Annotated in this window: 20 protein-coding genes and 1 other RNA gene; 9 read left to right on the top strand and 12 right to left on the bottom strand. The window is 69.1% G+C overall.

Going from position 1 to position 18,442, the window contains the following annotated elements:
* The first annotated feature begins 18 nt into the window (after nt 1–18).
* Together AC0L5F_RS04240 and AC0L5F_RS04235 are read left to right on the top strand one after the other, a co-directional pair.
* Nucleotides 19–1,155 carry a Nif3-like dinuclear metal center hexameric protein gene (locus AC0L5F_RS04240; protein ID WP_473315376.1) on the top strand — a complete coding sequence of 379 codons (1,137 nt, stop codon included), beginning with the start codon at nt 19–21 and terminating at the stop codon, nt 1,153–1,155.
* The gene (locus AC0L5F_RS04235) at nt 1,152–1,895 is read left to right on the top strand and encodes a zinc ribbon domain-containing protein (RefSeq protein ID WP_473315375.1); all 744 of its coding nucleotides are present in this window, start codon (nt 1,152–1,154) and stop codon (nt 1,893–1,895) included. Before AC0L5F_RS04240 ends, AC0L5F_RS04235 begins: the two co-directional genes overlap by 4 nt.
* Here AC0L5F_RS04235 and AC0L5F_RS04230 read toward each other — a convergent pair.
* From AC0L5F_RS04230 to AC0L5F_RS04220, 3 genes are read right to left on the bottom strand one after another with little or no spacing between them, the layout of a single operon-like run.
* Nucleotides 1,892–2,656 carry a YaaA family protein gene (locus AC0L5F_RS04230; RefSeq protein ID WP_473315374.1) on the bottom strand — a complete coding sequence of 255 codons (765 nt, stop codon included), beginning with the start codon at nt 2,654–2,656 and terminating at the stop codon, nt 1,892–1,894. The two genes, AC0L5F_RS04235 and AC0L5F_RS04230, sit on opposite strands and share 4 nt — an antisense overlap.
* A 19-nt stretch (nt 2,657–2,675) precedes the next feature.
* Nucleotides 2,676–3,740, bottom strand: coding sequence for an SLC13 family permease (locus tag AC0L5F_RS04225; RefSeq protein WP_473315373.1), 1,065 nt, complete (start codon nt 3,738–3,740; stop codon nt 2,676–2,678).
* On the bottom strand, nt 3,731–4,309 hold the full coding sequence (locus tag AC0L5F_RS04220) for a TMEM165/GDT1 family protein (RefSeq protein ID WP_473315372.1): 579 nt from the start codon (nt 4,307–4,309) through the stop codon (nt 3,731–3,733). The genes AC0L5F_RS04225 and AC0L5F_RS04220 overlap by 10 nt, the downstream gene beginning before the upstream one ends.
* A 253-nt stretch (nt 4,310–4,562) precedes the next feature.
* Between AC0L5F_RS04220 and rnpB the strand changes: the two genes are divergently transcribed.
* Both rnpB and AC0L5F_RS04210 read left to right on the top strand, forming a co-directional pair.
* Nucleotides 4,563–4,957, top strand: an RNA gene (gene rnpB, locus AC0L5F_RS04215) — RNase P RNA component class A.
* Nucleotides 4,958–4,997: 40 nt separating this feature from the next.
* The gene (locus AC0L5F_RS04210; RefSeq protein WP_473315371.1) at nt 4,998–5,831 is read left to right on the top strand and encodes an aldo/keto reductase; all 834 of its coding nucleotides are present in this window, start codon (nt 4,998–5,000) and stop codon (nt 5,829–5,831) included.
* A 10-nt stretch (nt 5,832–5,841) separates the two neighbouring features.
* On the opposite strand, the gene AC0L5F_RS04205 is transcribed toward AC0L5F_RS04210, so the two are convergent.
* Together AC0L5F_RS04205 and map are read right to left on the bottom strand one after the other, a co-directional pair.
* Nucleotides 5,842–6,246: a VOC family protein gene (locus AC0L5F_RS04205; RefSeq protein ID WP_473315370.1), complete on the bottom strand. Its 405-nt coding sequence runs from the start codon at nt 6,244–6,246 to the stop codon at nt 5,842–5,844.
* On the bottom strand, nt 6,243–7,094 hold the full coding sequence (map, locus tag AC0L5F_RS04200; RefSeq protein WP_473315369.1) for a type I methionyl aminopeptidase: 852 nt from the start codon (nt 7,092–7,094) through the stop codon (nt 6,243–6,245). The genes AC0L5F_RS04205 and map overlap by 4 nt, the downstream gene beginning before the upstream one ends.
* A 50-nt stretch (nt 7,095–7,144) precedes the next feature.
* On the opposite strand from map, the gene AC0L5F_RS04195 reads away from it, so the two are divergent.
* Entirely contained in the window at nt 7,145–7,345 is a 201-nt protein-coding gene (locus AC0L5F_RS04195; RefSeq protein WP_473315368.1) for a hypothetical protein, read from the top strand.
* A complete protein-coding gene (locus AC0L5F_RS04190; protein ID WP_473315367.1) occupies nt 7,342–7,620 on the top strand; it encodes a hypothetical protein in 279 nt (92 codons plus the stop codon). Before AC0L5F_RS04195 ends, AC0L5F_RS04190 begins: the two co-directional genes overlap by 4 nt.
* 9 nt (nt 7,621–7,629) lie before the next feature.
* On the opposite strand, the gene panB is transcribed toward AC0L5F_RS04190, so the two are convergent.
* Both panB and AC0L5F_RS04180 read right to left on the bottom strand, forming a co-directional pair.
* Nucleotides 7,630–8,496, bottom strand: coding sequence for a 3-methyl-2-oxobutanoate hydroxymethyltransferase (panB, locus tag AC0L5F_RS04185; RefSeq protein WP_473315366.1), 867 nt, complete (start codon nt 8,494–8,496; stop codon nt 7,630–7,632).
* 160 nt (nt 8,497–8,656) lie between these two features.
* A complete protein-coding gene (locus AC0L5F_RS04180) occupies nt 8,657–8,950 on the bottom strand; it encodes a hypothetical protein (RefSeq protein WP_473315365.1) in 294 nt (97 codons plus the stop codon).
* Nucleotides 8,951–9,070: 120 nt separating this feature from the next.
* Here AC0L5F_RS04180 and AC0L5F_RS04175 point away from each other — a divergent pair, with 120 nt between their 5' ends.
* Nucleotides 9,071–9,421, top strand: a complete 351-nt coding sequence (locus AC0L5F_RS04175; RefSeq protein ID WP_473315364.1) for a DUF2750 domain-containing protein — start codon at nt 9,071–9,073, stop codon at nt 9,419–9,421.
* A gap of 30 nt (nt 9,422–9,451) precedes the next feature.
* Here the strand turns inward: AC0L5F_RS04175 and AC0L5F_RS04170 are convergent, their stop codons facing one another.
* The 5 genes from AC0L5F_RS04170 to AC0L5F_RS04150 form a co-directional block, all read right to left on the bottom strand.
* The gene (locus AC0L5F_RS04170; RefSeq protein ID WP_473315363.1) at nt 9,452–9,730 is read right to left on the bottom strand and encodes a hypothetical protein; all 279 of its coding nucleotides are present in this window, start codon (nt 9,728–9,730) and stop codon (nt 9,452–9,454) included.
* A gap of 55 nt (nt 9,731–9,785) precedes the next feature.
* Nucleotides 9,786–9,980 carry a hypothetical protein gene (locus AC0L5F_RS04165; protein ID WP_473315362.1) on the bottom strand — a complete coding sequence of 65 codons (195 nt, stop codon included), beginning with the start codon at nt 9,978–9,980 and terminating at the stop codon, nt 9,786–9,788.
* An 88-nt stretch (nt 9,981–10,068) separates the two neighbouring features.
* On the bottom strand, nt 10,069–11,322 hold the full coding sequence (locus AC0L5F_RS04160; RefSeq protein WP_473315361.1) for an HNH endonuclease: 1,254 nt from the start codon (nt 11,320–11,322) through the stop codon (nt 10,069–10,071).
* A 78-nt stretch (nt 11,323–11,400) separates the two neighbouring features.
* The gene (locus AC0L5F_RS04155) at nt 11,401–12,846 is read right to left on the bottom strand and encodes an NAD+ synthase (protein WP_473315360.1); all 1,446 of its coding nucleotides are present in this window, start codon (nt 12,844–12,846) and stop codon (nt 11,401–11,403) included.
* 348 nt (nt 12,847–13,194) lie between these two features.
* Nucleotides 13,195–14,040: an Ig domain-containing protein gene (locus AC0L5F_RS04150; RefSeq protein ID WP_473315359.1), complete on the bottom strand. Its 846-nt coding sequence runs from the start codon at nt 14,038–14,040 to the stop codon at nt 13,195–13,197.
* Between the two features lie 125 nt (nt 14,041–14,165).
* Here AC0L5F_RS04150 and glnA point away from each other — a divergent pair, with 125 nt between their 5' ends.
* Complete coding sequence (gene glnA / locus AC0L5F_RS04145) at nt 14,166–15,503, top strand: type I glutamate--ammonia ligase (protein ID WP_473315358.1); 1,338 nt, start codon at nt 14,166–14,168, stop codon at nt 15,501–15,503.
* Nucleotides 15,504–15,533: 30 nt separating this feature from the next.
* Nucleotides 15,534–18,437: a bifunctional [glutamine synthetase] adenylyltransferase/[glutamine synthetase]-adenylyl-L-tyrosine phosphorylase gene (locus tag AC0L5F_RS04140; RefSeq protein WP_473315357.1), complete on the top strand. Its 2,904-nt coding sequence runs from the start codon at nt 15,534–15,536 to the stop codon at nt 18,435–18,437.
* Nucleotides 18,438–18,442: the final 5 nt, after the last annotated feature.

The raw sequence follows: 18,442 nt of genomic DNA, 5'->3' as shown, positions 1-18,442 counted from the left end.
CCCGACTACAGTTCGGGCATGCCGAGCCTGCATGAGGTCGTGTCCATCCTCGACGAGCTGTACGACCCGCGGAACGCCGCCGACTGGGACGCCGTGGGGACGGTCGCCGGTGACCCGGACCAGGAGGTCAGCAAGATCCTGTTCGCCGTCGACCCGGTCCAGTCGGTCGTCGACGAGGCGATCGAGTGGGGAGCCGACCTGGTCGTCACGCATCATCCGCTGTGGCTCAAGGGCGTCACGTCGGTCTCCGCCTCGACCCCCAAGGGGCGGGTCGTCCACACGCTGACCCGACACGGCATCGCCCTGCACACGTGTCACACCAACGCCGACAGTCCGCCTCTCGGGGTCTCGGAGTCGATGGCGCTCGCCCTGGGGCTGACCGACCTGCGTCCGCTCGACCCGGACCCGACCGACCCGATCGACGCGTGGATCGTGTACGTGCCGATCGCCGACGCCGAGAAGGTCGTCGCGGCCATGCACGCGGCCGGCGCCGGAGGCATCGGTGACTACGAGCAGGTGTTCTTCCGCACCGAGGGCGTCGGGTCCTTCCGGCCGCTCGACGGCGCCAACCCGGCGATCGGGACGGTCGGAGAGATCGAGCAGGTGCCGGAGATGCGCATCGAGCTGGTCGCTCCGCCGCACCTGCGCGCCGTGGTGCGCGAGGCGATGGTCGCCGCGCATCCCTACGAAGAGGTCGCGCACCAGGTGCTGGAGATCCAGTGCGGCCCCGACGAGCACCGTGGCAGCGGGCGTGTCGGCGTGCTGCCCGAGCCCACGACGCTCGGCGCCTTCGCGCAGGACGTCGTCGCGGCGCTGCCGGCGCACCACAGCGCCAACCGGGTCGCCGGAGACCCCGACCACCGGGTGTCGACCGTGGCGTTGTGCGGCGGATCGGGCGACTTCCTGCTCGCTGCGGCGACGGCAGCGGGAGCCGACGTCTACGTGACGTCCGACCTGCGTCACCACCCGGTCAGCGAGCACCTGGAGGCCGGAGGGTGCCCGGTGATCGACGTGCCGCACTGGTCGGCCGAGTGGACGTGGCTGCCGGTCGCCGCTGCGGCGCTGGCCGATCGGCTGCCCGCCGTGCAGACGAAGGTGTCCGAGATCGTGACCGACCCGTGGACATCTCACGTGCCCGGTACGGTTGGTCCGTGAGAGCCGATGACACCGCCCAGTTCGCCCTGCTCGACGTGCAGGCCCAGGACGCCGCCATCGCCCGACTGACCCACCGGCGCGACTCGCTTCCCGAGCTGGCCCAGCTCACCGAGCTGGAGGCGCGTCGAGCCGAGCTCGACGGCGTCCGGATCGAGACCGACACCGAGGTCTCTGACTTGACGCGTGAGCAGAAGAAGGCCGACGTCGAGGTCGAGCAGGTCAAGACTCGGCGGGCCCGCGACGAGGAACGGCTCAACTCCGGGGCGATCTCCAACCCCAAGGATCTCGAGAGCCTGCAGCACGAGCTCGTCGCGCTGGAGCGTCGCATCACGACGCTGGAGGACGAGGAGCTCGAGGTCATGGAGCGCCTCGAGGAGGCCCAGGCGCGGCTGATGAACGTCACCGGAGACCTCGCCTCCATCGACACCGATCTGGAGCACCTGCGTGCCGCGCGGGACGCAGCGGTCATCGAGATCGACCAGCAGCTCGACGCGGCCCGCGCGGATCGTCAGACGGTGCTCGCGAACGTGCCCGACGACCTGCTGGCCCTCTACGAGAAGGTGCGGGCGTCCAAGGGTGGCGTGGGTGCCGCAGCGTTGCGTGCCCGCGCGTGCGAGGGCTGCCGTCTCCAGCTGAACAGCGCGGACCTTCGCGACATCGCCGCAGCGCCCGAGGGCGAGGTCCTGCGCTGCCCCGAGTGCGACCGCATCCTGGTTCGCACCGCCGAGTCAGGGATCTAGACCTCAGCCACGATCACGTCGATCTCGGTGCCACGCCGTTCGGTGGTCCAGCCGAGGTCGCGCAGTGCGGACTCGAGCTCGTCGATGCTTCGTGGCTCGGCGCCCGACGTGAGCAGGTCGCGGACGATCCGCCCCTTGGTGGCCTTGTTGAAGTGGCTGACGACCTTGCGTCGGCCCTGGTGCTCGTGCAGCACCCGCAACGACGTGGTGCGCTCCGAGAGCGCGGCCGGGGGCTTGCCGAGCGCCACGTAGGTGCCCGATCGCAGGTCGACGACGAGGCCGTCGCCTGCTGCCTCGCCGATGACGCGGGGGAGCACGGGTCGCCAGCGGCCGGCCACCGGGCCGAGGCGGGGGAGCGAGACGGTGCCCGACATCCGGTACGCGGGGATCAGGTCCGACGGACGGACCAGGCCGAACAGTGCGCTCGCGATCGCGAGGGTCTCGTCGGCGCGCGATCGTGCTGCGGCGTCCAGGGACGCGAGGTCGAGCGAGGAGAAGAGCACACCGGTGTAGACCGCGTCGGCGCGGGCTGCCGGCTCGTCGGCGAGCCCTGCGTTGACCTCCAGCGACTCGGCCTGGGTGGGCCCGAGCCCCAGCACCTGCGCGGCCCGTCTCGGATGGCCGGCGGACACCTTGATCAGCGTGCGCAGCAGCTGTTCGCGGGTGGCGGTCAGACGCGGGAAGCTCAGGTGATCGAGGGCGACGGGCGCACCTGAGGCCGGACGGGTCTTGCCTTCTGAGGGGGGCAGCAGGACGAGCACCGCCCGACCCTATCGGCCGTCACCAGATAAGCGACGTCCACGCCCACAGCACGAGCGCGGCCGCCACCACGATCACCGGCGTCGTCGTGACGCCGAGTCGGTGGAACTCACGCAGCGTCGTGACCTCACGGGCCGCCGTGCGCCGCCACAACAGGTTCGCCAAGGAGCCGATGATGGTCAGGTTGGCTCCGACGTTGACGCCGACCAGGAGCGCGAGCAGCCCGACCGGACTGACCACGGTGGCGGCGGGCAGCAGCAGCAACGTGGCCGGCAGGTTGTTGATCAGGTTGGCGGCGACCATGGCGAGCAGCGCGATGCCCACGATCGACATCGGCCCGGTCCCGCTGGGCAGCACGTCAGCGATGTCGGCTCCGATCCGGGTGCTCGCCACGTAGGCCACGAAGCTTCCCCACACGATCACCAGCGCCGCCAGCGGCAGGTTCGCGGCGGCCAGCAGGTCGCGAGGATTCGACCAGCCGCGCACCAGGCCGAGCCCGCCGACCAGGACGGCACCGGCGGTGGCCGGCACCCAGGGGGTGAGACCGCTGGCCAGCGCGAGCAGGACCACGATCACGACCGCAGCCGGGTACAGGGGCACTGCCGGGGGGTCGGGGGAGACCGCCGGCGCCGTGAGGTCACTGCTGAATCGTCGCCTCAGCACGCCGAGCTCGGCGACGACGACCAGCAGCCACACCGGGAGCATCGCCCAGGCGAAGCCGAGAAATGTCAGGCCGGTGGCCGGGAAGACCAGCAGGTTGGTCAGGTTCGACACCGGGAGCAGCAGCGATCCGGAGTTGGCCAGCCGCACCGTCGCATAGGCGTGATCGGCGCGCCGCCCGGAGGCGACCAGCAGGATGGGTGTGAGCAGCACGACCGTCGCGTCGAGGCTCAGGACCACGGTGACGATCGCGCTCACGCCCACGGCCCACACGAGGGCGCGCCCGGGGGACTGCGCGACCCGAGACACGCGTGCTCCGACGGCGTCGAACAGGCCGGCGTCCGCGCAGGCCGTGGCGAGCACCATGATCGCCACGAGGAAGCCGACGACGGCAACCAGATCGGTGACGGCGAGTGTCACAGCCACCCGAGCCCTTCGGCGATCAGGACCACTCCGAACACGACGAAGGCCAGCGTCGCGCCGATCTTGATCGCCCGCTCCGGCAGGTGCCTGCCCATCAGCGCGCCCACCACGATCGCGAGTGCGTCGGCGGCGACCATCCCGACGGTGCTGCCGATCCAGGTGCCCAACCACCCCTCCTGCGTGGCCAGGGTGATCGTGGCCAGCATGGTCTTGTCGCCGAGCTCGGCCAGGAAGAACGCCACGCCGACGGCCACGATCGCCGCACCGGTGCTGCGTGTGGCCTTGGCCGCCTCGTCCTCGCTCAGCTCGTCGCCTCGCCAGGTCCACGCCGCGAAGGCGAGGAAGGCGACACCGGCCACCACCGCGATGGTGTCCTGGCTCTTGGCGAAGCTGTCGCCGATCCAGAACCCGATGCCGACCGACGCCAGGTGCACGATCGCGGTGGCTGCGGTGATGCCGATCAGCACGTCGCGCACCCGGTAGCGGGTGGCGAACGTCATGGCCATCAGCTGGCTCTTGTCGCCGAGCTCGGCCACGAAGATCACGGCGGTGCTCAGCAGGAAGGCGTACATGAAGAAGGCTCCTCGTCACCTGGACGAAGAGCCTGGACGACGAGTCTTCGACCAGGCTGTCGCGCGTGCAGGACAACTACTGGTCGAAAGTCTCGTCCGCCGTCCGCCGGATCGTGCTCGGCGTCTGGCCTGCTGCACCGGACCACTCCACCGAGGCGGGGCGGTCAGCATGTCGACACAGCCGTTGGGGACTACTCCCTTTCGCAGCACCAGACTAGCGCACCCGCGATTCGCGGTACCCTCGGTGTGCGAATGAGCCGGCCGGGCGGCCGCGGTCCACCTTCGGGTGGCTCGAGGAAAGTCCGGACTCCACAGAGCGCGGTGGTGGCCAACAGCCACCCACGGTGACGTGCGGGACAGTGCCACAGAAAACAGACCGCCAGCGGCCCCCTGTTCGCGGGGGGTGCGGGTAAGGGTGAAACGGTGAGGTAAGAGCTCACCAGCGTGTCGGGTGACCGGCGCGGCTAGGTAAACCCCACCGGGAGCAAGACCAAGAGCGTGCTTCGGCACGTGCGCTGACGGGCTGCTCGTCCGATGTCAGCGGGTAGGTCGCACCGAGGCGCCCAGCAATGGGCGCCCCAGATGGATGGTCGCCCTCGCTCACCTCGGTGAACGGGACAGAATCCGGCTTACAGGCCGGCTCATTCGCCCTTCTGCCGGCACTGGGTCGCCGCGCTACGTTCGAGTCATGACTGTTCCCACGATCACCTTGAACAATGGCTCGCAGATCCCGCAACTCGGCTACGGCGTCTTCCAGATCCCGCCGGAGGACACCAAGGACGCCACGCTGATGGCGCTCGAGGTCGGCTACCGGCACATCGACACCGCCGAGATGTATCAGAACGAGGCCGGGGTGGGTGAGGCGCTCGCCGCCTCGGACCTGGCCCGGGACGACATCTTCGTGACCAGCAAGCTCAACAACGGTTTCCACGCCCATGACGACGCGATCGCCGCGCTCGACGGCACCCTGAAGGCGCTCGGCACCGACTACGTCGACCTGTTCTTGATCCATTGGCCGCTGCCGGGCATCGACATCGACTTCGTCGAGACCTGGAAGGCGCTCGAGGAGGGCTACCGCGACGGCCGCTGCAAGGCGATCGGTGTGTCCAACTTCCAGGCCAACCACCTGCGTCGACTGATCGACGAGACCGAGATCGTGCCCGCCGTGAACCAGATCGAGGTGCACCCGTACCTGGTCCAGGACGAGCTGCGCGAGGTGTGCCGCGAGCTCGGCATCGCGGTCGAGGCGTGGTCGCCGATCGCGCAGGGTGGTGTGCTCGAGGATCCGGCCATCACCGGTGTCGCCTCCGAGGTCGACCGGACGCCCGCCCAGGTGGTGCTGCGCTGGCACATCCAGCGTGGCGACATCGTCTTCCCCAAGTCGGTGACCCGCAGCCGCGTGGAGGAGAACTTCGCCCTGTTCGACTTCGAGCTCGACGAGGGCCAGATGGGCACCATCACGGCCCTCGACAGGAACGAGCGCACGGGCCCGAACCCGGACGAGTTCAACTACATCCCGTAGGGCAGATGGGTCAGACGGGCCGGTAGAACGTCAGCAGGTTGCCGTCGGCATCGAGCACGTTGACCTCGCGGGTCGCGTGGTCGGTGTCGACGACGCCGACCCGGGACGCCGGGTGAAGGACACCAGCTGCCGCCATCTCGACGTGGATGGCGTCGACGTCGTCGCACGCGATGCGGCAGCTGGCCGTGCCGGCGATGAACGACTCGGCCCCTGATCGCACGGGGCGCCGCCGCAGGCGGAACCGCCACCGGGTGTCGCCGGCCAGCCACAGGTTGATGGTCGCGTCGTCGCGCCGCAGCACGGCGTAGTCCTCGCTCACGTGCATGACCGTGAAGCCGAGGCGTTCGCGATACAGGGCCACCGCGAGGGTCATGTCGGCCACCGGAAGCGCCGGGGTGGTGGGTCCGAGGGTCATGGCAGGGTCAGGATCTCGGCGCCGGTGGGAGTCACGAGGATCGTGTGCTCGAACTGGGCGGTGCGCGCGCCGTCGGCGGTGACGGCGGTCCAGTCGTCGTCCCACAGGTTCCACTCGGTGCCACCGCCGATGGTCAGCATCGGCTCGATCGTGAAGGTCATGCCCACCTGGATCGGCGTGGTGGCGTCGGGGTCGTCCCAGTGCGGGACGACCAGCCCGTCGTGGAAGGCCGGTCCGACGCCGTGGCCGGTGAACTCGCGGATGACGCCGTAGCCGAACCGGCGGGCGTACGACTCGATGACCCGACCGATCGCATTGATCTGGCGGCCGGGCTGCACGGCTCGGATGGCGCGCATCGTCGCCTCGCGGGTGCGTTCGACGAGCAGGCGGCCCTCCTCGTCGACGTCGCCGACGAGGAAGGTGGCATTCGTGTCACCGTGGACCCCGTCGACGTACGCCGTGATGTCGATGTTGACGATGTCGCCGTTGCGGAGGCGGCGATCGTCCGGGATGCCGTGGCAGATGACCTCGTTGACGCTGCTGCACAACGACTTGGGGAACCCCCGGTAGCCCAGGGTGGACGGGTACGCGCCGTGGTCGACCAGGAAGTCGTGTCCGATGGCGTCGAGCTTGTCGGTGGTGATGCCGGGGCGAACTGCCTCTCCGACTGCCTCGAGAGCCTGGGCGGCGATCCGGCTGGCGCCCCGCATGGCCTCGATCGTGCCGGCGTCGCGCACCAACGGTCCGCGGTAGGGCAACGGCTCGGCCTGACCGACGTACTCCGGACGTTCGATGTCGGCGGGCACGTGGCGCCCCGGAGTGACGACTCCGGCGCTCAGTTCGGTCACGGGCCAACGATAGGCGGCTGGGAGCGACGGCGTGGGGCAGGATGGGTTCCATGACCGACGAGAAGTTCTACTACTGCACCAAGCACGGAACGGTCGAGGGAGAGGAAGGCTGCCGCGCAGCTGACCGTCTCGGTCCGTACGACAGCGCTGCGGAGGCGTCTCGTGCCCTGGAGATCGCCGCCGAGCGCACAAAGGAGTGGGACAACGATCCGGACTGGAACGACACCCCGAAGGACTCCGACGACGCATGAGTCGTCGTCGCCGCCGGCTTCGACTCAAGCGTTCCGGACCGTGGATCGGGGTCGTCGGCCTGTTCGTGGTGCTGTGGCTGTCGATCAGCACCTCGTTGTACGCCCCGTGGTGGGCCGTCGTGCTGGTCTGTCTGCTGCTGGTGCCGCAGGCCGTGGTGCTCGCTCGGTGGACCCGCAGCCGACCGGAGCGGTGCCCGTGGATCCCGGCGGTCGGCGCCGTGGTGTGGTTCCTCGTCGTGCTGGCCGGCGCGCAGTGGTGGGGCTGGTCGACCTGACCCGACGTCCTACTCGGCGAAGGAGTGCTGCTCCTCGGGGAACGTGCCGCCCTTGACGTCGGCGACGTACTCCTGGGCCGCCTGCAGCATGACCCCGTGCAGGTCGGCATAGCGCTTGACGAATCGCGGCGCCTTGCCCGTGTTCAGGCCCATCATGTCCTGCCAGACCAGCACCTGGGCGTCGCACTCGATGCCGGCGCCAATGCCCACGGTGGGAATGCGCAGCGCCTTCGTCACCTCGGCGGCGACGGGCGTGGGCACCATCTCCATGACGATGGCGAACGCACCCGCGTCCTGCAGCGCGAGAGCCTCCTCGACCATGCGCTCGGCGCCGTCGCCGCGACCCTGCACGCGGTAGCCACCGAGGTTGTGCTCGGACTGCGGGGTGAAGCCGATGTGGGCGCACACCGGGATGCCACCGTCGGTCAGCAGCTTGACCTGCGGCACCATCGCCAACCCGCCCTCGAGCTTGACCGCGTGGGCGTCGGCCTCCTTCATGAACCGCGCGGCGGTGTCGAACGCCTGCTCCGGCGAGCGCTGGTAGGAGCCGAACGGCAGGTCCGCCAGCACGAGGGCGTGGGGAGCCGAGCGGGCGACGGCCCGCACCAGCGGGATCAGCTGGTCGACGGTCACCGGCAGGCTGGTGCTGTTGCCGTAGACGTTGTTGGACGCGGAGTCACCGACCAGCAGCACCTCGACGCCGGCTTCGTCGAACGTCGCGGCCGCGTACTGGTCGTACGCGGTCAGCATCGTCCACTTCTCGCCGTTGTCCTTCATCTGCTGCAGGTGGTGCGTGCGGATGCGGGTGCGCTTCTTCTCGACGGGCTGCGTGCCCGATCCGTAGGGCGCGGTCTCTTCGGGCGTGGCGTCGGCCATCGTGATGCTCCTGTTCGTCTCGCAGCCCCTGGTGGGGTCCACGGATGTCTCCAGCGTGCCAGATCGAGCGGCCAGCGACAGCGACTGTGAACGAGGTCATAGTCAGTGAGCCACGCGGGTCAGCAAGCGTCTGAACACGGGTGCACATGGTCCCTGATGCCTAGACCAGGCCAAGCAGCCACTGAACAACATTCACGAACCCGATCGAAGCGAAGATCACAGCGGACGCCACCATGGAAAAGCAACCGATCGTGAAGGCCATGTCCTGCCAGCTGTCAGTGGGGTTGGTGGCGGGGTCAGGGTCGAACGGCTTCGCCACCCACATCGACGCGTGCTCATCACCGCAGAAGACACCGCTCCATTCGTACTCGAACTCGTTCTGCTTCTGGCGTTCAATCCAGATTTCACCACCCGACGGGATTTCCGCCTTGCACCACGTGCACTGCTCGCTCATCTGCTCAGTCTCTCGTATGGGCTGGGTGCGCTGACCTCAGTCAGGTGCGTCAACGGGCAAGCCCGCAAACTCTCAATCCACCTAGTGCGATCCGGTCGGGATGGTTGAGAAGATGCACCTATGTCGATCAGCGCCGCCCACGCCAATGCGTTCTACGAGGAAATACTTCAGAAAGGTGAGGTCTGGGCCATCCGCGATAGTGGCGGCTTTCCAGCGCCAGAAAATGCTAATGGTCAGCGGGCCATGCCGTTCTGGTCGCTTCGGTCGAGAGCCGAGAAAGTTATCAGCGCGGCAGTCGCCTACGCGGGTTTCATGCCCGAGTCGATCCCACTCGACGTGTGGTGGGAGAGGTGGCTAGTGGGACTGGCCAAGGATGGCGTCAGCGTAGGGCTCAACTGGTCGGGAGAGTCTGCGTCTGGATTCGACCTTCTTGCGACAGAGGTCGCCGAGAATTTGTCGGCGCGACTCTGACTCGGGCAAGCCCGCAAACTCCCAATACACCTAGTGGTGCAGGGTCAGCGTCGCGATCGAGATCAGGCGTTCGTAGTACGGCTTCGCTTCATCGGGGAAGTCAGGAATGGACCGCACCAGTTCATCGCGTGCCGTGCTGAGACTCCTTCGTTCATCGGCGGAGAGGGATCCTGCGCGAGTTGCCCAGCCATAAATGTCAGCGTCGATCATCACGGCATCAACTTCGCCGTAGTCGTCACCCCTCGTGATTGACTCCGGAAACGGCTCCGCCATGTGAGTCTGCATCTCATCGTGTAGTTCCGATGTCATGCTCAAACCCTACGCTCGGCCAAACCCGCAAACTCTCACTACACCTAATGGGCCGCTACGTCTGGGGTGGCGTGATTCCCCAAGCGGGGTCAGAGTCACGGAGGCGAGCCATGAGTGCTCGCACCTCGTCCACGGTCCCGCCGACAAGAGTGGGGAACTCCCAGTCGGCAGCGCTGACTGCTTCGTTTAGTGCGCTGTGCAGCACTGCAATCTCGTCGCTGGTGAATTCGACGCGGATGAGTTCGCTCATCGCAGCAGTTTCGCACCTGTCCCGTCGCCAAGCCCGCCTGCGTTGCCCTACTGACGCGCCGGGCAGGCCGGTAGGCCGCCGGACGGTGTCAGGCGGCTCGACTGTAGGTGGCTCTTCGTCGGCGGCGCAGTGGTCGGCCGGCCTGCGTCGTGAAGGTGAAGCCGTCGACGGCGTCGCCGGCGATGTGCAACCTGCCCCGGTGGAGCAGGTGGTGGCAGCGGGTGCACAAGCCGACCAGCTGGTCGAGATCGGTGCGGCCGCCGTGCGACCACCACACCACGTGGTGGATCTCCAGATGAGTGTGACGACAGCCGGGTGCTGCGCACACCCCTTGCTGACGGGCGATCACGGCGCGTCGCTGCAGCTGGTTGGGCTGGTAGCGCTCGCGCCCGGCGTTGAGGATCTGCGCCTGCCGGTCGCTGCCGTTCTTGACCAGGAACGCGGTGAAGTCCGACACGCACGTCAGGTACATGAGCAGGTTCGGGCCGATGGCGCCGTGGCCGGCGAGAACGGCCGGTTCGACCGGCGGCATCGGCTGCGGCAGGTAGCCGGGGTGCTCGGCGCCGTGGCGCACGTGATCGGCAGCGGCCCGCAGCGTGTCGGCCTCGACGAAGACCGACAGGTGAGGCTTGATGCCCTTGTCGGACGGCAACCCGCTCGCGAGGATCGACGAGAGCAGGTCGTCGAGACCCTGGACGCGCCGCTCGGAACCGGTGCGGGTGTCCTCAGCATCCCTGGGCGCGGACACCGAGTCGAGGACCTTCTTGAGCTTGGCCCCGGTGGTGGTGTCGAGGAATCCGTTGACGTGCCATCCGTCGGGGACGGGGCTGACCTGGATGTCCTGCTTGTCCATCCCCTTCTCCCACGCATCGTCGAGATCCTCCGGGTGGGTGACGTCCTTGAGGTGCTTGACGGCCGTGAACAGCTCGCTGGGCTCGTGCTCGAGCGCGACGGCGACGAACACCTGCTCGAACTCGCGCATCTTCTCGAGGCCGACGTGAATGAGGCCGTAGCGGAAGACCTGCACGTGCGCCGCGCTGATGCGACCCGTGATGGCCGCGTCGGCCACGTGGGAGAGCTCGCGCAGGGCGGTCACGTTGCGGACCAGCGCCGTGGTGGTGCCGGCGTTGAGCCGCAGCTGGTTGCGCACCCATGCGTTGATCGTGGAGGCGCCGTCGAGCTCGAAGTCGTGGGAGGTCTCGAGCTCGGCCAGCAGCACGGCCTTGGCAGCGTCGGTGGCGTCCTGGAGGGACTGCAGGGCGCGCAGCTGATCGCGGACGTCGCCCGACCGAAGCGTCTGCGCGGTGGTGCGCATGACGTCGATGGTGGGTGCCGGATCCATGCTCTGATTCTACTCGAACAGGTGTTCGAGATCAAGGCATATCCACTGAAAAATCAGCAGAAAACGGATGTCGGGCGCTCAGAGCTGCTCGCGCCACCGGTTGGTCATCGGCACGCGGCGGTCGCGACCGAAGTTGCGGCGGCTGATCTTGGGTCCGGGCGGATACTGCCGACGCTTGTACTCGGCGCGGTCCACCAAGGTGACGACGCGCTTGACCAGGGCCGGGTCGAAGCCCTCGGCGATCACGTCCGCCGAGCCGAGGTCGCGCTCCACGTAGGCGTCGAGCACCGCGTCGAGCAGCTCGTACGGGGGGAGGGAGTCCGAGTCGAGCTGGCCCGGTCGCAGCTCGGCCGACGGCGGCTTGCTGATGGTGCCCTCGGGGATGGGGGGAGTCTCGCCGCGCTCCGTGGCCCACCGGTTCCGCCACCGTGAGAGCTCCCAGACCAAGGTCTTGGGCAGGTCCTTGATGGGGGCGTACGCACCGACGGCGTCGCCGTAGATGGTCGAGTACCCGGTGGCCAGCTCGGACTTGTTGCCGCAGGCCAGCACCAGGTGGCCGTGCTGGTTGGACAGGCCCATCCAGATGACTGCCCTGATGCGGGCCTGGAGGTTCTCCTCGGCGAGTCCGTCGAGGTGGAGCGCGTCCTGGTACGCGTCGAAGATCGGGGCGATCGGCACGGTGTCGAGCGTCAGGCCGGTGCGTCGCGCCAGCTCGGCAGCATCGGTCCTGGAGTGCTCGCTGGACCACTCGCTGGGGTTGGAGACGCCGAACACCCGATCGGGTCCCAGGGCGTCGACGGCGATGGCCCCGACGAGCGTGGAGTCGATGCCGCCGGACAGACCCATCAGCACCGAGGCGAAGCCGTTCTTCTCGACGTAGTCGCGCAGGCCCAGCACGATGGCCTGGTACCGCTCGCCGAGGTCGTCCCAGCGTTCGGCCACCGACGGCTCGAGCGGTTCGTACGGCGCGACGGGTTCCGACGAGATGATCGTGCGCTCGACCCGAAGGCCCTGGAACCGGGTGTCGGCGTCGGGCATCGGAGCCGTCGCGGCGGGCAGGTCGAGATCGACCACCAGCAGCTCGGGCACGAACTGGGCGGCGCGCGCCACCAGCTCGCCAGAGGCGTCGACGACCAACGAGTCGCCGTCGAAGACCAGCTCGTCCTGGCCGCCGACGAGGTTGACGTACGCGAGAGCGCACGCGCCCTGACGCGCACGTCGGGCGCACAGCTCGAAGCGGGCGTCGTCCTTGGCGGCCTCGTACGGCGAGCCGTTGAGCACGACCAGCAGCCCGCTCTCGGCGGCGAACGCAGCCGCCGACGGGCCGTCCTGCCAGATGTCCTCGCAGATCGCGATGGCCACGTCGACGCCGTCGACCTGGATCACGTGGGTCTCGTTGCCCGGCACGAAGTTGCGGAACTCGTCGAACACCCCGTAGTTGGGCAGGTGGTGCTTGTCGTAGCGCGCGACGATCCCGCCCCGGTGCAGCACCGAGGCGGAGTTGGTGGGCTCGTTCTTGGGCACCCCGAGGCGGTCCGGGAGAAGCTTCGAGCGCGGTCGCCTTGGCGGTGTCGAGGTGGCCGACGACCACCACCAGGTCGCCGAGGCCCTCGGCGTCCAACGTGACCGCGAGCTGCTCGATCGCCGCACGCGAGGCCTGGATGAACGAGTGGCGGTACGCCATGTCCTCGACGGGGTAGCCGTTCAGCACCATCTCGGGCATCACCAGCAGGCGTGCTCCGGCGGCGGAGGCGTCACGCGCCGACTGCACCACCAGCTCGGCGTTGCCGGCGAGGTCGCCGACCGTCGCGTTGACCTGGGCGAGGGCGAGACGCAGCTGGGGCACGCCTCGACCCTACCGAGGCTCGATGCTCAGCGGCGGCGACGCATCACGCCGGGGCCCGCCAGCGCGATGCCCGAGGCCACCATCGCCAGGCCGGCGAGGCCGATCAGGTCGGCCGTGGTGCCCGTGTCCGGGAGCACGGCGTCCGCGTCGTCGGTGCCTGGTGCCGGAGTGCTGGTGTCCCCGTCGCCGTCCCCGTCGTCGACGGGGTCCGGATCGACGGGTGCCGCCGCGACGGTGACGGTGTACTCCTGCGAGCCGGAGAAGGGCCCGCCGAGCTGCGCCGTGGAGTCGGTGGCGGTGACGGTGAACGTGAAGGATCCGTCCGTGGTCGGGGTGCCCGCCAGGTCGCCGGCCGGGCTGAGGGTCAAGCCGTCGGGCAGAGCACCTGCCGTCACGGCGAACGTGTACGGAGAGGTGCCGCCGGTGGCGCCGAGGGTGGCGCCCGGGTACGACGTGCCGACCTGGCCGTCGGGCAGGGTCGGAGGCGTGACGACGACGGTGGGGTCGATGACGTCGATGGTGTACTCGCGATCGACGCTTCCACGGCCGTTGAAGCCTTCTGCGGTGATCGTGAACGTGAACGACCCGGCCACGGTGGGCGTGCCGGTCAGGTCCACCTGCCGGTCGGGGTTGCCCGGGTCACCGTCGACCAGCGACAGACCGTCGGGCAGGGCGCCGCTGGTGACCGAGAACGTGTACGCCGAATCAGGCCCCATGTCGGCGTCGATCGTCTGCGAGTACGACGTGCCGAGCAGCACGTCGGGCAGCGTGGACGGGTTGACCGCCGCGCTGGCGGATGACCACACGGCGGGTCCGGCCAGCGAGGCGACGAGGGCGAGGAGGCAGGCGGTGGCGAGGCGACGAATCGACACGACGGTCCAATCGAGTGGGGAGTCAGCAACTCCACGACGATAACGATGATGGCTGCCTGTCGTGACCGATTTGGTCGATCCGTGTCGAAACACTGCCGTAACGATCTGCGTGCGACACTGCACGCATGGGTAAGCAAGAAGACTTCGTGCTGCGCGCCATCGAGGAGCGTGACGTCCGGTTCGTGCGGCTGTGGTTCACCGACGTGCTCGGGTCGCTGAAGTCCGTCGCCATCGCGCCGGCCGAGCTCGAGGGCGCCTTCGCCGAGGGCATCGGTTTCGACGGCTCGGCCATCGAGGGATTCGCCCGCGTGCACGAGGCCGACATGCTGGCCATGCCGGATCCGTCCACCTTCCAGATCCTTCCGTGGCGCGGCGAGCAGCCCGCCACCGCCCGCATGTTCTGCGACATCACGATGCCTGACGGCACCCCGTCGTACGCCGACCCGCGGTACGTGCTCAAGCGCACCCTCGGCAAGGCCAAGGACGCCGGGTTCACCTTCTACACCCACCCCGAGATCGAGTTCTACCTGTTCAAGGGCAAGCCGCCGGCCGGCGAACGCCCCGTCGCCGTCGACGACAGCGGCTACTTCGACCACACCGCCCAGGGCGGCGGTCAGGACTTCCGCCGCGAGGTCATCACCATGCTCGAGAGCATGGGCATCTCGGTGGAGTTCAGCCACCACGAGGGCGGACCGGGCCAGCAGGAGATCGACCTGCGCTACGCCGACGCGCTGTCCACTGCCGACAACATCATGACGTTCCGCACCATCGTGCGTGAGGTCGCGCTCGGCCAGGGCAAGTGGGCCAGCTTCATGCCCAAGCCGTTCACCGAGCACCCCGGCTCCGGCATGCACACCCACGTCTCGCTGTTCGAGGGCGACGACAACGCCTTCTTCGAGGCCGGTGCCGAGTACCAGCTGTCCAAGACCGGCCGCGCCTTCGTCGCGGGCGTGCTCAACCACACGCCCGAGATCACCGCGGTCACCAACCAGTGGGTCAATTCCTACAAGCGACTGGCCGGCGGCGGCGAGGCGCCCAACTACGTGTGCTGGGGCCACAACAACCGGTCGGCCCTGGTCCGCGTCCCGATGTACAAGCCGCACAAGGGCAACGCTGCGCGCGTCGAGAACCGGGCGATCGACGCGGCCTGCAACCCGTACCTGGCGTTCGCGCTGGTGCTGGCCGCCGGCCTCAAGGGCATCCAGGAGGGGCACGACCTGCCGCCCGAGGCCGAGGACGACGTGTGGTCGTTGACCGAGAACGAGCGTCGCGCCATGGGCATCGCTCCGCTGCCGCGCAACCTCGACGAGGCGATCCGCACGATGGAGAGCAGCGAGCTGGTCGCCGAGACGCTCGGCGAGCACGTCTTCGACTTCTTCCTGCGCAACAAGCGCTCCGAGTGGCAGGACTACCGCTCGCAGGTCACGCAGTTCGAGATCGACCGCCTCATGCCGATGGTGTGAGGTCGGTGCCGCGGTGGGTAACCTGCCCACGTGCCTCCCGAAGCGTCTGATCTCGCCCGACGGGGCTTTCGCGACGCCGCCGAGGCTGCCGCGCTGATCGAGCGGATCGGCGCCGACGCCGCGCTGGTCGAGCAGATCGCGAGCGTCGCCAGCCCCGACACCGCGCTGGCGTCGCTGGCCGACATCGCCGACCGCCTCGGCCGAGACCAGCTCACGGCGCTGCTGCGCGACGGTGAGCTGCGTGAGCGCCTGCTCGTGGTGCTCGGCACCAGCCGGGCGCTGGGCGAGTTCCTGGCCCGGCACCCCGAGTTCGTCGCCGACCTCGGCGTCGACCAGCTGCTGACCACGCCGTTGCCGCTGGAGGCGATGCGGCGGCAGGTCGAGGTGGCCGTCGACGCCGACTCGCTGCGCGTCGAGTACCACCGCAAGCTGCTGCACATCGCCGCTCGCGACCTGACCGCCCACACCAGCTTCACCGAGTCGTCGGCCGAGCTGTCGGATCTCGCCGTCGCCACGCTGGGCGCCGCGCTGAAGATCGCCCGAGCCGCCGAGGACGACCCCGACGCGTGCCGCTTCACCATCATGGCGATGGGCAAGACGGGCGGGCGCGAGCTCAACTACGTCTCCGACGTCGACGTCATCTTCGTGCACGAGACCCCCGACGGCGGGGACGACCAGCGGGCGGCCACCGTCGCCAACCGCCTCGCCCTCGCGGTGATCCGCCTGTGCGGCCTGCACACCGGCGAGGGCACCATCTGGGAGGTCGACGCCAACCTGCGCCCCGAGGGGCGCAACGGTCCGCTCGTCCGTTCGCTGGCCAGCCACGTGGCCTACTACGAGCGCTGGGCCAGCACGTGGGAGTTCCAGGCGCTGCTCAAGGCGCGCTTCGCCGCGGGTGACGAGCCGCTCGCCGAGGCCTACCTCGAGGCACTCTCGCCGATGGTGTGGACCTCGAGCATGCGCGACAACTTCGTCACCGAGGTCCGGGCGATGCGGCGCCGCGTGATCGACAACATCCCAGCGGCCCATCGCGACCGACAGCTCAAGCTCGGTGCAGGCGGTCTGCGTGACGTCGAGTTCGCCGTGCAGCTGCTGCAGCTGGTCCACGGCCGCGCCGACGTGTCGCTGCGCAGCCCCACCACGCTCGCGGCGCTGGAGGCACTGACCGACGGCGGCTACATCGGCCGACGTGACGGATCGGCCCTGACCGAGTCGTACGAGTTCCTCCGCACGCTTGAGCACCGCATCCAGCTGTACCGGCTGCGCCGCAGCCACATCGTTCCCGACGACGCCGAGGACCTGCGCCGTATCGGCCGCAGCATGGGGTACCGGATCAACGTGGTCGAGATGCTCACCAAGGAGTGGCAGGCTCACCGGCGCGTGGTCCGGCGGCTGCACGAGAAGCTCTTCTACCAGCCTCTGCTCGAGGCGGTGTCCTCGTTGCCGAGCGAGGGTCTGCGCCTGACCGAGCTGGCTGCCGAGCAGCGCCTGACGGCGCTCGGCTTCACCGACCCGCACGGCGCACTGAGCCACATCCAGGCGCTCACCAAGGGGGTGTCGCGTCGCGCGTCCATCCAGAAGTCGCTGCTGCCGGCGATGCTCGAGTGGTTCGCGGCCTCGACCGACCCCGACGCCGGCCTGCTCGCCTTCCGCAAGATCTCCGAGGAGCTCGGGGAGTCGCACTGGTACCTGCGCAAGCTGCGTGACGAGGGTGAGAGCGCCGAGCAGCTGGCCCACATCTTGTCGTCGAGCCGGTGGGTCACCGACCTGATCCTGCGTGCGCCCGACTCCGTGGCGCTCCTGGGCGACGACGCCGAGCTGGTGCCGCTCGACGCGGAGCGGCTGTTCGCCGAGGTCGACATCGCCGTCTCACGCCAGAGAGACGGTGCGGCCGGCACGCGTGCCGTGCGCCGCATCAGGCGCCGTGAGCTGTCCAGGGTCGGCATCGCCGACGTGCAGGGTCGCCTCGACATCCTCGAGGTCGGCGATGCGCTCACCGACATCGGCACCGCCACGCTCCGCGGCGCTCTCGCAGCGTCGATCGCCACGGTCGAGGCCGAGCGAGGACCGCTTCCCACGAAGATGGCGGTGATCCTCATGGGTCGCCTGGGAGGGTACGAGGCCGCGTACGGCTCGGACGCCGACGTCATGTTCGTGCACGACCCGCACGACGGCGCCGATCCGGAGGACGCGACCGCCAGCGCGCTCGCGGTCGCGCAGAACATGCGCAAGACCCTCTCGGCGCCGGGTGACGATCCGCCACTGGAGCTGGACGCCGAGCTGCGACCCGACGGCAAGAACGGATCGTTGGTGCGGACCTTCGCGTCGTACCGCTCGTACTACGAGAAGTGGTCGGCGGTGTGGGAGGCCCAGGCCCTGCTGCGTGCGCGTGCCGCCGTCGGCGACGACGAGCTGTGCGGCCGCTTCACCGACCTGATCAACCCGTTGCGGTGGCCCGACGGCGGTGCCACGCCTGCCGAGGTGCGCGAGATCCGGCGCATCAAGGCGCGCGTCGATGCCGAGCGGCTGCCGCGGGGGGCCAACCCCAACACGCACCTCAAGCTCGGTCGCGGCGGGCTGGCGGACGTGGAGTGGACGGTGCAGCTGCTGCAGATGCAGCATGCGCACGCCGTTCCCGATCTGCGCACGACCCGCACGATCGAGGCCCTGCACGGAGCCGCGAAGGCCGAGCTGCTCTCGGTCGACGAGGCCGAGACGCTCGAGGCGGCGTGGCGCATGGTCAGCCGCATCCGCAACGCCATCGTCCTGATGCGCGCCAAGCCGGCCGAGTCCATGGTCGAGCAGGCTTCGGAGCGTGCCGGCGTGGCGCACCTGCTGGGCTACGGGGCCGACCAGAGCGAGCGCATGGTCGACGACTACCTGCGCGTCACCCGCTACGCGCGCCAGGTGGTCGAGAAGGTCTTCTACGCCTGAGGCGG

It is taken from the genome of Aeromicrobium sp. 10G20-16 (genome assembly GCF_055809665.1).
The sequence above is the reverse complement of the archived record's forward strand: the minus strand, read 5'-3'. Positions and strand labels throughout refer to the sequence as shown.

Excerpts from the sequence above, each read along its gene's own strand:
- AC0L5F_RS04240 (WP_473315376.1), top strand. The coding sequence starts at position 19 with ATGCCGAGCCTGCATGAGGTCGTGTCCATCCTCGACGAGCTGTACGAC.
- AC0L5F_RS04220 (WP_473315372.1), bottom strand. The coding sequence starts at position 4,309 with ATGTACGCCTTCCTGCTGAGCACCGCCGTGATCTTCGTGGCCGAGCTC.
- AC0L5F_RS04210 (WP_473315371.1), top strand. The coding sequence starts at position 4,998 with ATGACTGTTCCCACGATCACCTTGAACAATGGCTCGCAGATCCCGCAA.
- AC0L5F_RS04205 (WP_473315370.1), bottom strand. The coding sequence starts at position 6,246 with ATGACCCTCGGACCCACCACCCCGGCGCTTCCGGTGGCCGACATGACC.
- AC0L5F_RS04195 (WP_473315368.1), top strand. The coding sequence starts at position 7,145 with ATGACCGACGAGAAGTTCTACTACTGCACCAAGCACGGAACGGTCGAG.
- AC0L5F_RS04190 (WP_473315367.1), top strand. The coding sequence starts at position 7,342 with ATGAGTCGTCGTCGCCGCCGGCTTCGACTCAAGCGTTCCGGACCGTGG.
- panB (WP_473315366.1), bottom strand. The coding sequence starts at position 8,496 with ATGGCCGACGCCACGCCCGAAGAGACCGCGCCCTACGGATCGGGCACG.
- AC0L5F_RS04180 (WP_473315365.1), bottom strand. The coding sequence starts at position 8,950 with ATGAGCGAGCAGTGCACGTGGTGCAAGGCGGAAATCCCGTCGGGTGGT.
- AC0L5F_RS04175 (WP_473315364.1), top strand. The coding sequence starts at position 9,071 with ATGTCGATCAGCGCCGCCCACGCCAATGCGTTCTACGAGGAAATACTT.
- AC0L5F_RS04170 (WP_473315363.1), bottom strand. The coding sequence starts at position 9,730 with ATGACATCGGAACTACACGATGAGATGCAGACTCACATGGCGGAGCCG.
- AC0L5F_RS04165 (WP_473315362.1), bottom strand. The coding sequence starts at position 9,980 with ATGAGCGAACTCATCCGCGTCGAATTCACCAGCGACGAGATTGCAGTG.
- AC0L5F_RS04160 (WP_473315361.1), bottom strand. The coding sequence starts at position 11,322 with ATGGATCCGGCACCCACCATCGACGTCATGCGCACCACCGCGCAGACG.
- glnA (WP_473315358.1), top strand. The coding sequence starts at position 14,166 with ATGGGTAAGCAAGAAGACTTCGTGCTGCGCGCCATCGAGGAGCGTGAC.